Below are 12,056 nucleotides of genomic sequence, written 5' to 3' on the forward strand. Positions count from 1 at the left end.
GGATCATGATTAAGTTACGTCGTCTTCTTCTTGCCGCTATGTTCCTGGCCGCCGGAGCATATGCTGCACTCAACCAGGCTATTTCCATCGGTGCGTTCAGCAGCGCCGATGCCGCCCAATCACGCATTGCTGAGGTTAAAAAGCACCTGATGCAGGATGATGCCGTCGCTGCGATCATCGCAGCCGAGCGCTTCGGCTTCACCGTCGAACAGGTCAAAGGGCTCTACCGTTCGGAACTGACCGGGTTCACAGACGCCGGTGACCTTCCCGTCGTCATGGAGCGCGTCAAGGGTATCGTCCCGGACGCCTATTATGTCAACCGCACAGCGGCCGCACCGGCTGCCCCGACTGCAGCACCGGTACCGGTCCAGGAGGAAGAAGGGATCGTCGTGATCGACGAAACGGACGAAGTCGTCACCGAAACCCCCGTTGCCGTCGCTCCGGAACCGGCTGCCGTTCAAGAACCTGCCGCTGCCCCTGCACCCGTCAAGGTCACCCCGGAAGCCGCACCTGCTCCCGCCGCCGTTGATGAGGCGCCCGCCCCTGCCGCCTCCACCGAAGTGACCGCCAGCGACGATCTGCCCGAACCGCCGCTCGACGGGACCTCTTCGATGCTGCTGTACAGCATCCTTCTGGCCGTGGTCGCCCTGCTGATCCTGCTCTACATCGCCCGCAGAAAACGCCACGCTTCCGACCTCTTCCCGCAGCAAGAAAAAGCGGATTTCGAAGAGCTTGCCGAGAAGTTTGCCGCCTCTTCGGCCGCCGAGCATGCCCCTGAAACGGAGACAGCCGCCGAAGCGCCGGAGGAACCGGAAGCCGCGCCGATCGAAGAGGCGTTTGAACCCGAACCGGCCGTCAAGATCGAAGAGACCCCGTTCTACGAGGAAGCGGCCGAGGAACCGGAACCGGTGGTCTTCGAAACCTTTGAAGAAGAGGTCGCCGAGCCAATCCCGGAAGCACCCGAAACACCGGTGGAAGCGCCGGCCGCTCCGGTTACCCCTGCGGAAACCGCCACACGCAAAAAGCGCGAACTGCCGGCGGACCTGGGTGCCGTCACCAAAGAGCGCCTGGCCGAATTTGCCGGCAACCGCCTGCTCATCGCCGAAGACAACCTGATCAACCAGAAGGTGATCTCCCGCCTGCTGGAGGGAAGCGGTATGGATATCGTCATTGCCAATAACGGACAGGAAGCCCTGGACATGCTCAATGAGAGCCCCGATTACAACATGGTACTGATGGACGCACACATGCCGGTCATGGACGGTTTCGAAGCGACGCAGGCGATCCGCAATGATCCCCGTTTCGATGCCATTACCGTCGTCGCGCTGAGCGGGGATGTCGGGGCCGACGACATCCGCAAGATGCGCGAAGCCGGGATGGAGGAGCAGCTGGCCAAGCCGCTGCGCGTCGATGCCCTCTATGCAGTGATGTACCAGTACCTCAATCTTGCCTCGGAAGCGTCCGAAGAAGCGGAGGACGAAGCGCTTCCGGAACTGAAGACCCACGAAACCGACACGGCGCTCAATGCCGCCGTCGGCCTGGACATCTGCGCCGGCGACAAAGAGATGTACGCCGAGATCCTGGATGAGTTTGTCGCGTCGTACAACCAGGCAGACAATCTGGTCCGCAGCTACATCAAAGCCAATGACGACACCAAACTCGTCGCCTTCATGCTCGACGTCAAAGGCGTCGCATCCAATATCGGTGCCGATGCCCTTTCCGAGGCTGCGGAGACCCTGCGCGAAGCGGTGCTTATCAACCGTGTCGAGGAGTACAACAAGCTCGCCGACGCCTTCGCCTCGACGCTCCATAAAACGATGGCCGCCATCGACAGCTTTAAAGCGACGCTCTAAGGCTTCCCCTTCGGCGCACCTCCAGGCGGTGTGCTCCTTTCACTTCACCTGCTGCTTTTCATACGCTCAGACGCGCAATTTCGCATACAGCGATGCCAGGGCCTCCACAAAGAGCGGATGGTCGTTCGGACAGGCCGCAACGCGGTAATCCTCGAACCCCAGCTCCTCCGCAACTTCACGGTACTCCATATCAAGCTCGTAGAGGGTCTCGGAGTTGTCGATCGTAAAGGCGATCGGGAAGACGAGCACCTTTTTGCGCTCCAGGCTTTCAAGCTTCTGCTCCAGCGAGGGCTCCAGCCATTTCAGCGGCCCGACTTTGGACTGGTAGGCGATATGGATGTCGGCAAAGGAGAGTCCCGCCGCTTCGAGCATCGGCTTCAGCAGCGCGACATGCTCCGTCACATGCTGCTCGTAGGGGTCGCCTTTGTCGACGATCTTCTGCGGCAGCCCGTGTGCGGAGAAAATAAGCTCAAATGCCCCTGCGTCCGTTCCGGCCATCGCCTCGCGGATACGGTCGATGATGACCGCGTTGTACGCCGCATTGGTGTAGAAGTGCTTGATCTCCGTCACCAGGGCCTTCAACCCCAGGGCATGCATCCGCGCCTCGTAATCCTCCAGGGAGGACTTGGTCGTCGTCGTCGAGTACTGCGGGTAGAGCGGGATCAGGTAGACGTGCGTCACGCCCGCCGCTTTCAGGCGTTCGATGGAAACGTCCGCAAAGGGCGGCGTATAGCGCATGGCGAAATCGACGATGACGTCTTCGCCCAGTTTCGCCTGCAGCGCTGCGACGAGCTTCTTTGTAATGCCGACGATAGGCGATTTGCCGCCGAGCTTCTGGTAGACCTCCTGCGCGCTTTTCGTACGGTTCGAGGTAATGACGCTGGCGATGAAGCGGCGCAGCAGGCCGCTCTTCATTGTCAGGATATTGGGGTCGTTGAACATGTTATGCAGGAAGGTCTGAACCTCGTAGAGGTCGTTCGGGCCTCCCATATTAAGCAATATGACTGCATTCTTGGCCATCAGCACACCTTTGAGACGTCGGCGATGAAACGATCGCTGCCGAGTATTTCTGCATGATTGTACCCGCTGTATACTTTATGGACAGCTAACAACGGCGCCTTCTCCTTCAGCGCAAGGCTCTGCTCAACCGGTACGATTTCGTCGTCCCGGCTGGCGAAGATGCTCACCGGTGCGCTCACGCCGCCGAGAAAGCGGGCCGTCTCGAAGCGGCAGCGCATCATCCACCCGGGGAAGAAAGGCACCCTGCGGCGCGCAAGGGAGGGGATGTCGTAAAAGGGTGCGACGAGGATCAGCTGCGTCACGTCGGTGCGCGATGCGGCATAGGCCGCCACGCTGCTGCCGAGGCTGTAGCCCATCAGCATCAGCGGCCCGAAACGTGCTTTGGCATAGGTCACCAGCGCCACGGCGTCTTCGAGCAGAACGCGTTCACCGGGTCTGCCGCCGCTGCGGCCGTAGCCGCGGTAGTTGAACGCGATGATGCGCCACGAGGGGAAGCGCTCGCTGAGCCTGCCGACCAGCGCCACGCTGTCTTGCTCCTTCCCGCCGAAGTAAAAGACCGTGCAGCGGGGTGCTTCCGGCTCATACACGACACCTTCGAGCACAATGTTGCCGTCACGTATCTGTTCAAGCCCCCGGAAGCGCTCCGGATGCAGATGAAACGCGTCACGTTTGGGGTAATAGACGGGAGCGAAAACCAGCCTCGGCCACACAAGGAAAAGCACAGCCCAAAGCAGCGCAATCACGCCGACGACCGTCAGAATAACCGTCACTGCAGTTCCTCGAAACTGCCGGTCTCGAAGCAGGCACGCTGCCGCAGCGGGGCGTAGTCCGGGTCATCCACCGCCGCCTCGTGCGCGCCGATCGCAGTACCTTCGGCATCGTGGTATGTTGCGGCATAAAAGGATTTCCACTGCACACCCTCCTGCAGGCCGAGCTCTCCGTATGTAGAGATAAAATCGCTATAGGAGGGGTCGTCCGTCGCCGTGACGGCGCGGATGCGGGATGGGTCGGGCACAGGCGGCGCCGCGGTGATCCAGTCGGCAACCGTCCCCGTGACAGGAACGTCGTCGGGCACGTCGTAGATGCCCGCAAGCATACAGACGTGCCCTGCGCCGAAAGACTTGGAGAGGAATAGCGCCTGTCCCGCCCCCTGCGAATGGCCGCCGGCGTAAAGGTTTTCCCACGCCACGCCGCCTGTGCCGACGACCGTCACAGGGAAATGAAACCCGTCGGCTTCGAAATACGCCACCAACTTCTGCAGCCGTGGGATGACAGCGTCGGCAACGGGTACGTCGACGACGGCGGAGAGGTCTTCGCCCGTCAGCTTCTCCGCTCTCACCTTCCCCGCGCAGTTGTCCACCTCGGGGTGTCCGCCGCACTCCGTCGTGCCGTTGACGAGGTAGCGGTTGTGGTAGGCGACGTTCAGCACGACAAAGCCGTTCTGCGCCGCTTCATGCATAAAGGTCTCGGAGGAGAACGCTCCGCTCTCCTGGTTATAGGGGCGGCCGAAGGTCCCCACCATATGTACGTAGACCCCTTTGACGGCGCTCCCCTCCGGCGGGAACACCGCACCGTGGTATCCGAACCCCAGCCGCTGGTCCGGCAGCGTCGCCGTACCGAACGCGTCGCGGGCTGCGGGGTCAAGGCGGGAGGGACGCACGGCACACAGCAGCGTCCCGTCGTCAAGGGTTTTGCTGGCGTCGCAGAGCGCGGCAGAGGGCTGGTGAAAGGGGTCCGCGGCACCGCTGCTCCCGCACCCCTGCATCAGCGCCGCCGCCGCGACGAACGGAAGGAGCGTTTTCATAGTCCTATTGTAGCAGATCACTTCCCGGCGCGTTTCGCCCAGCGGTAGAGGAACCGGGTCGGATCCAGCGCCTCGGGAATCTGCCGTCCCTCCAGCAGCGCGTCGGCGAGGGTTTTGGCCAGCAGGGGCCCCATCACGAAGCCGTAGCCGCCCGTACCGTTGATCATGTAAAGGCCGGGGTGGTAGACGAGCGACGCCGCGTCGGTTTTGTCGCCTTTCAAAAGTCCCGGGACTGCCTGGACGGAAGCCTCGGCATCTGCAACCCTTCCCACCAGCGGGTAGTAGTCGTTGGAGCCCGAACGCAGCCCCGTATAATCTTTGACGACTTCAATGTTTTCCAGCCTGACTGTTTTGGCCGCCTTCTCCAGCAGTTCCGCCCGCCCTGCAGCATAGTCATAGGGCGCCGTCGCGGTCTGCGGGTCGTAGTGTACGTCGTGCGTCGCGCCGATGGCGCCCTCCCCGTCCGCACCGGTCGCGGCGATAGAGACGTACTGGTGGAGGTGGCACGGCAGCGGTGTCGACGTCCTGATATCGACACGGTGCCCCCAGACGGCCCGCAGCACGATATGCGGCATCGTAACGACGGGCCTATAAGCCCCTGTCGCCAGGACGACCCGCTTTGCACGGATGGCTCCAACCGACCAGAGGCCTTCATGATATTTTATAATATTAATATCATCCAATATAAAGTCCGAACCCTCCGCCAGCCGCGCGCAGACCGCCTGGGCGTTGACCAGACCGCTGCGCGCCAGTACGACATGCTCGAACGCCTCCGCCTCCGCTGTCAGCGGTGCTTCCGGCATCGTAGCGAGCATCGGCAGCGTTGTCGTCTCTTTGAACGCCCTCACCTTTTCATTCTCATCTTCGTACTTGGCGAAGTGGATCAGGGGCGCGACGCGGATCAGTTCGGGAAAATGACGCTCGTAAAAATCGAGGGAGAAACGGTAGCCCTCCTCCATCAGCGCCTTGAGCGGTCCGCCCTTGGAGAACTTGGGCGAGACGAAGGCCCCCGCCGCCCCGCTGCCGCCGGCGGCAATCCCTTCGCGGTCGATCAGGGCGACTTTCTCGCCCCCCTGCGTCAAAAAATACGCCGTGGCGCAGCCGTTGATGCCGGCGCCGATAATGGCCGTGTCGTAGGTCAAAAGGCTCCTTTTTCGTTTGGCTTAGTGTAACGAAACTCCGTTTTAAAACGCGTACGCCTCCGGCTCCCGGCGGGGCGGATGTTGGTTTTTGGGTGTTATACTGCCGCCAAACCATATCCGCTATTATCAGCCAACAGCAAGAGGAACCCGATGAAGACACTCGACGCACTCCTGGAACGTAAATCGGTCAGGGCTTTTCTGGACAAAGCAGTGGAGAAAACAACCATTGAAACGATCCTCGAACATGCAAAGCATGCACCCTCCGGTGTCAACATGCAGCCGTGGAGCGTCTGTGTCGTCGGCGGCAGCATCAAAAAGCGGATCGAAACGAGGGTTATCGAGGCCTTCGAAGCGGATGAAAAAGCCCGGATGGACTATCACTACTACCCGCAGCAATGGGAAGAACCCTACCGGAGCCGTCGCAAAGAGACGGGCCTGCTGATGTACCGGACGCTGGGCATTGCCAAAGAGGACAAGGCGGCGCAGGCCGAACAGTGGAAAGCCAACTACAGGGCCTTCGACGCCCCGGTCGTGCTTTACTTTTTCATCGATGCCGCCCTGGAAAAGGGTTCCTGGCTCGATTACGGCATGTTCCTGCAGTCCGTCATGCTCGCGGCAACGTCCCTCGGTCTGGGCAGCTGCCCCCAGGCCGCCCTGGCCGAATACCCCGATATCGTCCGCGAAGAACTGGGCATCGGCAGCGACAAGACCCTGCTGTGCGGCATGGCCCTGGGCTACGAGGACAAGACGGCCCCCGTCAACGGCTACCGGACAACGAGAATCCCCGTTGACGCGTTCACCGCGTTCTACGATGCCTGAAGCTGAAAGCGTTCCCCCGAAGCGTCGCACCGGCCGGGCCTGAAGCCGATCCGTGGTAAAAAGGTCAGAATGAAACCGTCAACACACCAACCCTCCTTTAAAGAGTTTGTCCTTCTGATGAGCCTCATGACCGCTGCGGCGGCCCTGGCCATCGATGCCGTCATGCCTGCACTCAGCACCATCGGCACGGCCCTTCAGGTACAGGCGGACAACGACCGCCAGCTCATCATCTCCCTGCTCTTTGCGGGGATGGCCCTGGGGCAGCTGCTCTACGGGCCGCTGAGCGACAGCTTCGGGCGGAAGCGTGCCATCTACGTCGGGTTCGGCCTCTACATCGCCGGTTCCCTCATCGCCCTGCTCAGTCCGAACCTGACCGTGATGCTTTTCGGCCGTTTCCTGCAGGGTCTCGGTGCCGCCGGGCCGCGCATCGTCTCCGTGGCCCTCATCCGCGACCTCTACGAGGGGCGCATGATGGCGCGGGTAATGTCCTTCGTCATGAGCATCTTCATCTTCGTGCCCGCCGTCGCCCCGGCGCTGGGCGAAGGGCTCCTCTACCTCTGGGGCTGGCAGGCGATCTTCGGGCTCTTTATCGCCGTCGCCGCCGTGACCCTGGTCTGGTTTATTCTGCGCCAGCCCGAAACGCTGCCCAAAGCGCGGCGCATTCCCCTCTCGGCCTCGCACATCATTACCGGCATCGTCGAGACCTGTAAGAACCGCACCGCCCTGGGCTATACCGTCGCCATGGGGCTGGTCTTCAGCGTCTTCATGGGCTATCTCAGCTCCGCCGAGCAGATCTTCCGCGACACCTACGGTACCGGCGAGCTCTTTGCCCTCTATTTCGGCATCTTCGCCCTCTCCATCGGCCTCGCCTCCTACCTCAATGCGCGGCTGGTCATGCGCTACGGGATGCGGCCGCTCAGCTCCTCCGCGCTCGCGGCCCTTACCCTCGTCTCGCTCCTCTTTTTCGCCTATGCCTACGCCCATGACGGCATACCGCCGTTTTGGAGCTTTATGCTCTACGGCCTGATCACCTTCTTCTGCTTCGGCCTGCTGTTCGGCAACCTCAATGCCATGGCGATGGAGCCGCTGGGGCACATCGCCGGCATCGGGGCCGCGGTTGTCGGTTCCCTCTCGACCTTCATCGCCCTGCCCATCGGCGTGACGATAGGACGCCTCTACGACGGCGGCATCCTCGCCCTTGTCGGGGGATTTGCCCTCCTCGGTGCCGCCGGGCTCGCCGTCGTACGCCGCACCGGCCGTGAAACGATGCAGCGCGTCCCCGTCCCGGCCGACGACTGAAGCCGCCATGTTACATATTAATTAATATACTATATAACCGCTGCCGACCCGAGAGCTTTTTTTGCATTGGTGCGGCACAATACGGCAAAAGGAGTCCCATGGAAACGCATAAGGACAGAGTCTTCCTCAGAGGCCGCGGGGGAAGTGACGCGGCGCACCGGGCCGACGAGGCGCTCTACCACGAGCTGCTCGTCCGCCACGGCGAGCTTGAACGCACGACGCAGAAAACGGATGAAGGGATCGAAACGGTCACCCGCGTCACCTCCGGGGACGCCAAGCTCGTCACCATCCTGCACGAACACGTCGCCGGGATGAAGAAACGCTACGACGGCGGCCGGGCCGTCCGCTCCTGGGACCCCCTCTTTGTCGAGCTCTTCGACAACCGCGACGCCATGAATCTGACCTGGGAGCTGCTCGAAGACGGCATCAAGGTCACCCTCACCTCGGACGACCCCGCCGTCGTCGATATCATCCACCGCCACGACGAGACCCTGCAGATGTTCGTACAGTACGGCCTGCAGGCCTCACGCCACGAAAGCCCCTACCGCCCGGAGGCGTAAGGCGGAAAAAAGTCCGGTCAATCCCCGGGCACGACGCCATCTGGCATCTTTTTTGCAAACTGCCGCGTCATGAAAACATCAACTACCAACCTCAAGAAGTAAACCGATGCGGTGGCAATGGTCATTGTACGATCGGCTCTCCCCCATGGAGATCCTGGAGATCATGAAGCTCCGGCAGGCCGTTTTTGTCGTGGAGCAGGCGTGCGCCTATCAGGATGCGGACGATCTTGATCCGCTTTCGTGGCACCTCACGGGGTGGGAAGAAGATACGGACGGAAAGCGGCTCGTCGCCTATCTGCGCGTCGTCTCCCCGGGCAACAGGTTCGAGGAACCCTCCATCGGGCGCGTCATCACCCCGTTGACGCTGCGCGGCAGGGGTCTGGGTAAAGCGCTGATGGACGAAGCGATAGCGCGTATCCCCTCGCTCTACCGGCAGGAATCGATCCGGATCTCCGCGCAGCAGCGTATGGTGCCCTTTTATGCCGGATTCGGCTTTGAAACGGTTTCAGAACCCTACGACGAAGACGGGATTCCCCACGTCGAAATGCTGCGAGTACCCTAGAATTAGGCGTCTCTTTCTCTCATTTAGCATATATATTGCATGTCCTGCCAAACACGCAAGGAGACAGGTCATGCAAGAGCGTTCGTGGGAAGAGGAGCAATTCATCATCTGGAACAGTGCGCTTGGTCTCCGCGACTTCGTTATGATCGACCGCGTCGAAGGCGACGAAGGGCGCCGGGTCGCCTGGCTGGAAGAGCCCTACGAGATGGTCGGCCCCTTCGACTTTGACGAATTCCTCTCCACGGGCTGCATCAATTTTGCCGCCTGTGTCGTCATGTCCCGCCATAAATGGAACACGGAACGCACGCAGCTGCTGCAGGAGTCCATGGAACGCCGCCGCAAAACCCAGGAGAAGGTCTTCGAGGACCTTGCCCGCCGCAACCGGCACAAACGGCGCCACGGCAGCCCCTTCCGGCAATTCAACGAACGGGAGATGCGCGAACTCCTGGAACTCCCCGTCGACGGCGAACTCCAAGTGACCCAGATCAAAGCCGCCTACCGCCGCCGCGCCAAAGAGTCGCATCCCGACGTCGGCGGCAGCCATGAACTCTTCGTGCAGATCACGGAAGCGCGCGACCTCCTGCTCGAACTCATTGCTTAAATACGGCTCCAGTCTCCATTAGAAATCATCCCGGCACCCCTGCCAGACGACATAATCCAGCTGGAAAATACTCGTCAGGCCACCATACGTTACACCGTTAGAACCAAACGGACATCGTTTGCTTTCTGTCCCTCTTTGTCGGCATTTAGGGGATAATTTATGCTATATTGTTATCAATTTGCATAAATACAATTCAATCTTCTGAATATTTTATAAATAAATCTAAGAACCAAAGATGGGGTGAGGTCCGAATGAGAGAGCAGCAGCCGACCGGCAGCATGATCGATTACTGCGCTGAAACTTTGCAAATGGAGCAGGCACGGGTGCTCTACTCCCATCTGCCCTCCTCACTGGCCATGAGCGCCATCCTCGCCGTCATCCTGGTGGTGATTCAGGCACCGGTCATCGATGCCGACGTACGGTACGGATGGCTTGCCCTCCTCTTTTCCGTACTGCTGGGCCGGACGATCCTGCTGTTCGCCTGGCGGCGTGCCGCCAAGACGTGCACTCCGGCCGATGCCGAACGTTGGCTGCTGTTTTTTCGCCTCGCGCTTGTGCTGACCGGCGTTTTCTGGGGGATCGGCGGTGTCCTGCTGGTCCCTGCCGGGGACATCGACCATACGCTCTATGTCGCCTTCACCCTTGCAGGCGTGAGTGCGGGAAGTGCAACGATCCTTGCGATCGACCGCAAATCGGTGGTCGGATTCATCTCACCCGTTTTATTGTCGCAGATCCTGCCGCTGGCCGCCATGGACGACCCGGTCTCCCAGGGGATGGCGGCGATGCTCTCGCTTTTCCTGCTCTTTTTGCTCCTCAGTGCCCGCCAGACCGGGCTTCGGCTTGAAGAGAACTTCAACCTGCGCATCAGAGCGATGCAGAACGAAGCCCGGCTTCTGCAGATGCTGGAAAGCAGCCCCATCGCGACGCGCATCGCGGACCTGGCCACCAACCAAGTCGTCTTTGCCAACAGCTGCTACAACGACCTGGTCGAACTGCCCGCCCACAAGATCATCGGGGTACACCCCTCAAACTATTATGCCCATCCGAAGGAGTTCTCCGAGATCGTCAAGAGCGTCGCCAAGGGAGAAAAGGTTGTCGACAAACTCATCGAGATCCGCTCGCCCGGCTCGTCCCAGTGGATCAAATGGGTCCTGGCCTCTTACTTTCCGATAGAGTACCATGGCAAACCGGCAGTGCTGGGGTGGTTTTACGACATCACCGACCGCAAGCTGGTTGAGGATGAGGTCGAACACGAGGCCTTCCACGACATGCTGACCGGACTGCCGAACCGTCTGCAGCTGCATAACCGGCTGCACAAGGCGATTTCCAACGCAGAGCGGAAGCAGACCAGCCTCTCGTTGATGTTTATCGATCTGGATAAATTCAAACCCGTCAACGATCGTTTCGGGCACGACATCGGCGACCTGCTGCTCAAGGCCGTCGCCGACCGTATCGTCGGCTGCCTGCGCCAGTCCGACATGGCCGCGCGCATCGGCGGTGACGAGTTCGTGGTCATGCTTTCGGGGGTTGGAAGCGAAAATACCGCCACGGTCATCGGGGAAAAGATCCGTCATGTCCTGGAGATGCCGTTCGAGATCGAAGGGCTGACGCTCGAGATATCGTCGAGCATCGGGATTGCCGTCTACCCAAGGCATGCCCGGAAAGAAGAGGATCTGCTCAAGCGGGCGGACATCGCCATGTACAATGCCAAAGCCGGAGGCCGCAACAGCGTCGTCACCTACGCGCCGGGCATGCAGGGCGAAGGCAATTGACCGCCGTCGCTGGCCTGTAACAACTATATCCTCCCCTCTCACATCACCATGACTAGCGGAAGAAAAAGAATTGCACTAAATAGAAATACTTTACATTCATATGTGTTTTTGTTAATACTAATGAGACACTATTCTGATAAAATATACAAAAATCAACAGTTTTTCGACCCTGAAGAAGGACTCCTCTATGCTCAGAACCATTATCCTCGGTACCGTTGCTCTCTGTAGCACAGGCGCGCTGCACGCCGTCGACCTGCAAATCTCCACCCTGGAAGAAAAAGAGACATTCCGTATTATCAACGCCTCGCTGATCTGCGACGGGCAGAACATCGGCAGCAACCTCATTGTCTTCCAGGGCGGCGCCCAGATCCAGATACCGTTCAAATCGATCACTTCGCTGACAATGGGCCAATCAGAAAGCGGGTTCAACATCAAAACCAAAGACGGGAAAGAGACGACGGGGAATCATATGTACTGCTCACTCTACCAGTGGATTGGCGAAAACGACTACGGCGGTTCCATCTCGATCCGCGGCGACAAGTGGGATGTAGTCAAGATGCTGGACTAATCACGTATTGCAATACTAAAAATATTAAACATTTAACTCTTTATGTAACAAGGAAA

At 60.0% G+C, this 12,056-nt stretch carries 12 protein-coding genes; 8 read left to right on the top strand and 4 right to left on the bottom strand.

What is annotated here, in order from left to right:
* The first annotated feature begins 5 nt into the window (after window positions 1-5).
* Complete coding sequence (locus ACXWTF_RS06965; RefSeq protein WP_461714278.1) at window positions 6-1,853, top strand: response regulator; 1,848 nt, start codon at window positions 6-8, stop codon at window positions 1,851-1,853.
* 66 nt (window positions 1,854-1,919) lie between these two features.
* Here the strand turns inward: ACXWTF_RS06965 and hemH are convergent, their stop codons facing one another.
* The 4 genes from hemH to ACXWTF_RS06985 are packed head-to-tail and all read right to left on the bottom strand — an operon-like array spanning window position 1,920 to window position 5,819.
* The gene (gene hemH / locus ACXWTF_RS06970) at window positions 1,920-2,873 is read right to left on the bottom strand and encodes a ferrochelatase (RefSeq protein WP_461714279.1); all 954 of its coding nucleotides are present in this window, start codon (window positions 2,871-2,873) and stop codon (window positions 1,920-1,922) included.
* Window positions 2,873-3,643, bottom strand: a complete 771-nt coding sequence (locus ACXWTF_RS06975; protein ID WP_461714280.1) for an alpha/beta hydrolase — start codon at window positions 3,641-3,643, stop codon at window positions 2,873-2,875. Before ACXWTF_RS06975 ends, hemH begins: the two co-directional genes overlap by 1 nt.
* On the bottom strand, window positions 3,640-4,677 hold the full coding sequence (locus ACXWTF_RS06980; RefSeq protein WP_461714281.1) for a hypothetical protein: 1,038 nt from the start codon (window positions 4,675-4,677) through the stop codon (window positions 3,640-3,642). Before ACXWTF_RS06980 ends, ACXWTF_RS06975 begins: the two co-directional genes overlap by 4 nt.
* A gap of 17 nt (window positions 4,678-4,694) precedes the next feature.
* A complete protein-coding gene (locus ACXWTF_RS06985; protein WP_461714282.1) occupies window positions 4,695-5,819 on the bottom strand; it encodes an NAD(P)/FAD-dependent oxidoreductase in 1,125 nt (374 codons plus the stop codon).
* Between the two features lie 150 nt (window positions 5,820-5,969).
* On the opposite strand from ACXWTF_RS06985, the gene ACXWTF_RS06990 reads away from it, so the two are divergent.
* The 7 genes from ACXWTF_RS06990 to ACXWTF_RS07020 all read left to right on the top strand — a co-directional run bounded on the left by ACXWTF_RS06990 (window position 5,970) and on the right by ACXWTF_RS07020 (window position 12,000).
* Window positions 5,970-6,638, top strand: a complete 669-nt coding sequence (locus ACXWTF_RS06990) for a nitroreductase (protein WP_461714283.1) — start codon at window positions 5,970-5,972, stop codon at window positions 6,636-6,638.
* Window positions 6,639-6,707: 69 nt separating this feature from the next.
* Window positions 6,708-7,937 carry a multidrug effflux MFS transporter gene (locus tag ACXWTF_RS06995; protein ID WP_461714284.1) on the top strand — a complete coding sequence of 410 codons (1,230 nt, stop codon included), beginning with the start codon at window positions 6,708-6,710 and terminating at the stop codon, window positions 7,935-7,937.
* A gap of 98 nt (window positions 7,938-8,035) precedes the next feature.
* Entirely contained in the window at window positions 8,036-8,497 is a 462-nt protein-coding gene (locus ACXWTF_RS07000; RefSeq protein WP_461714285.1) for a hypothetical protein, read from the top strand.
* Between the two features lie 106 nt (window positions 8,498-8,603).
* Complete coding sequence (locus tag ACXWTF_RS07005; protein ID WP_461714286.1) at window positions 8,604-9,059, top strand: GNAT family N-acetyltransferase; 456 nt, start codon at window positions 8,604-8,606, stop codon at window positions 9,057-9,059.
* Window positions 9,060-9,129: 70 nt separating this feature from the next.
* Complete coding sequence (locus ACXWTF_RS07010; protein ID WP_461714287.1) at window positions 9,130-9,660, top strand: J domain-containing protein; 531 nt, start codon at window positions 9,130-9,132, stop codon at window positions 9,658-9,660.
* 251 nt (window positions 9,661-9,911) lie between these two features.
* A complete protein-coding gene (locus ACXWTF_RS07015; RefSeq protein ID WP_461714288.1) occupies window positions 9,912-11,432 on the top strand; it encodes a diguanylate cyclase domain-containing protein in 1,521 nt (506 codons plus the stop codon).
* A 187-nt stretch (window positions 11,433-11,619) separates the two neighbouring features.
* Window positions 11,620-12,000 carry a hypothetical protein gene (locus tag ACXWTF_RS07020; protein WP_461714289.1) on the top strand — a complete coding sequence of 127 codons (381 nt, stop codon included), beginning with the start codon at window positions 11,620-11,622 and terminating at the stop codon, window positions 11,998-12,000.
* The last annotated feature ends 56 nt before the right edge of the window (window positions 12,001-12,056 follow it).

This window comes from Thiomicrolovo sp. ZZH C-3, assembly GCF_054862725.1.

Excerpts from the sequence above, each read along its gene's own strand:
- ACXWTF_RS07015 (WP_461714288.1), top strand. The coding sequence starts at position 9,912 with ATGAGAGAGCAGCAGCCGACCGGCAGCATGATCGATTACTGCGCTGAA.
- ACXWTF_RS07000 (WP_461714285.1), top strand. The coding sequence starts at position 8,036 with ATGGAAACGCATAAGGACAGAGTCTTCCTCAGAGGCCGCGGGGGAAGT.
- ACXWTF_RS06995 (WP_461714284.1), top strand. The coding sequence starts at position 6,708 with ATGAAACCGTCAACACACCAACCCTCCTTTAAAGAGTTTGTCCTTCTG.
- ACXWTF_RS07005 (WP_461714286.1), top strand. The coding sequence starts at position 8,604 with ATGCGGTGGCAATGGTCATTGTACGATCGGCTCTCCCCCATGGAGATC.
- hemH (WP_461714279.1), bottom strand. The coding sequence starts at position 2,873 with ATGGCCAAGAATGCAGTCATATTGCTTAATATGGGAGGCCCGAACGAC.
- ACXWTF_RS06980 (WP_461714281.1), bottom strand. The coding sequence starts at position 4,677 with ATGAAAACGCTCCTTCCGTTCGTCGCGGCGGCGGCGCTGATGCAGGGG.
- ACXWTF_RS07020 (WP_461714289.1), top strand. The coding sequence starts at position 11,620 with ATGCTCAGAACCATTATCCTCGGTACCGTTGCTCTCTGTAGCACAGGC.
- ACXWTF_RS06965 (WP_461714278.1), top strand. The coding sequence starts at position 6 with ATGATTAAGTTACGTCGTCTTCTTCTTGCCGCTATGTTCCTGGCCGCC.
- ACXWTF_RS07010 (WP_461714287.1), top strand. The coding sequence starts at position 9,130 with ATGCAAGAGCGTTCGTGGGAAGAGGAGCAATTCATCATCTGGAACAGT.
- ACXWTF_RS06990 (WP_461714283.1), top strand. The coding sequence starts at position 5,970 with ATGAAGACACTCGACGCACTCCTGGAACGTAAATCGGTCAGGGCTTTT.